Below are 1,523 nucleotides of genomic sequence, written 5' to 3'. Positions count from 1 at the left end.
GCGCCCGCCAGGCCGCGCCGCCGGTCCGCGCCGGACGCCCGGCCGCGCCCCGCCGCCACGGCGTCAAGGCTGTCTTGATCCGTTCATCCGGTAGCATGGCCGGGTCATGAGCGACCCCACCGATTCCGTGTCCATCCCCCCTTCTACCGCCGCGGCCGCGCGCCGCGGTTCGTCCGTCTGGCTGTGGCTCATCGTGCTGGCGCTGGTCGGCGCCGGCGGCTGGTACGGCTGGCGCCAGTGGCAGCAGCGCGAAGTGATCGAACGCGAGGCCGCGGCCGACGGCGCGCAGCGCCTGGACGCGCTGGAGCAGCGCGTGGACGGCCTGCGCACCAATCAGGACGCGCAGAACCGCCGCATCGTCCAGGCCGACAGCACCAACCGGGTGTTGCGCGACGAGTTGCACGGCATCGGCCAGCGCGCGGCGCTGATCGAGGACAGCGTGTCCAAGCTCGCCGATCCCAACCGCCACGGCGCCCAGGCCATGCGCCTGGACGAGACCGAACTGCTGCTGACCCTGGGCCAGCAGCGCCTGCAGATCGCCGGCGACCTGGAAGGCGCGCGCCGCGCCTACATCCTGGCCGGCGGCGTGCTCGACGGCATCGACGACCCGGCCTACCTGAGCCTGCGCCAGACCCTGCTGCAGGAAACCGCCGCGCTCAAGGAACTGGGGATCGAACCGCGCATGCAGGCGATGGCCAAGCTCGACGCGCTGGCGCAGTCGCTGAGCCTGCCGCAGGACACCGCCAAGCCCGCCGTCGCCGAACCGGCGCCGTGGTGGCGGCGCGCGTTCGGCACGCTGATCGAAACCCAGCCGGTCAACCGCACCGTCGCCTCGCATCCGGCCGACCGCGCCGCCGCGCTGGCCGGCCTGCAACTAGAGATCTCGCTCGCGCGCGCGGCGGCCGAACGCCACGACGCCGACGGCTACAAGATCGCGCTCAAGCGCGCCGAGCAATGGGTGCAGCGCTTGTCCGCGCCTTCGCCCACGCAGGACAAACAGCTCGCGAGCCTGCGCGAACTGGCGGCGACGCCGCTTTCACTGACGGTTCCCACCCTCGGCACCACACTGCAGCAGTTGCGCCAGCTGCGCACGGCCGCGCATTGACGGCCGCCTTGATTCGGCTTTGAGGAAGGAAGCGCCGCGATGAACCTGTTCCGCAACCTGCTGTTCTGGATCGTGCTGGCCCTGGTCGGCGCCTTGGCCGCGCAATTGCTGCTGCAGGATCCGGGCCGGGTGGTCGTCACCTACGGCGGCTACGACTACCTCACCAACGTGCCCAAGGCGCTGCTGATGCTGGTCGGCGGCCTGCTCGCGCTGTGGCTGGTCTGGAAGGCGTTGAGCCTGCCGTTCGTGGCGATGCGCCGGCACCGAAAGAAGCAGGCGCGCGCGCGCTTGATCGACGGCCTGGACGCGCTGCACCAGGGCCATTGGAGCCGCGCCGAGAAATCGCTGGCACTGGCCGCGCGCAACGGCGACGTGGCCGCGGTGGCCGGCGTCGGCGCCGCGCGCGCCGCGGCGGCGC

Annotated in this window: 2 protein-coding genes; both read left to right on the top strand. The window is 72.3% G+C overall.

Going from position 1 to position 1,523, the window contains the following annotated elements; all coding sequences use genetic code 11:
• Window positions 1-106: 106 nt before the first annotated feature.
• Window positions 107-1,105, top strand: a complete 999-nt coding sequence (locus A7A76_RS20805) for a uroporphyrinogen-III C-methyltransferase (protein ID WP_206413097.1) — start codon at window positions 107-109, stop codon at window positions 1,103-1,105.
• 39 nt (window positions 1,106-1,144) lie between these two features.
• Window positions 1,145-1,523, top strand: a 379-nt coding sequence (locus A7A76_RS20800) for a heme biosynthesis HemY N-terminal domain-containing protein (protein ID WP_206413096.1), incomplete at its 3' end; no start/stop codon positions are given.

Source organism: Lysobacter enzymogenes (assembly GCF_017168095.1).
Taxonomy (GTDB): Bacteria; Pseudomonadota; Gammaproteobacteria; order Xanthomonadales; family Xanthomonadaceae; genus Lysobacter; species Lysobacter enzymogenes_D.
The sequence above is the reverse complement of the archived record's forward strand: the minus strand, read 5'-3'. Positions and strand labels throughout refer to the sequence as shown.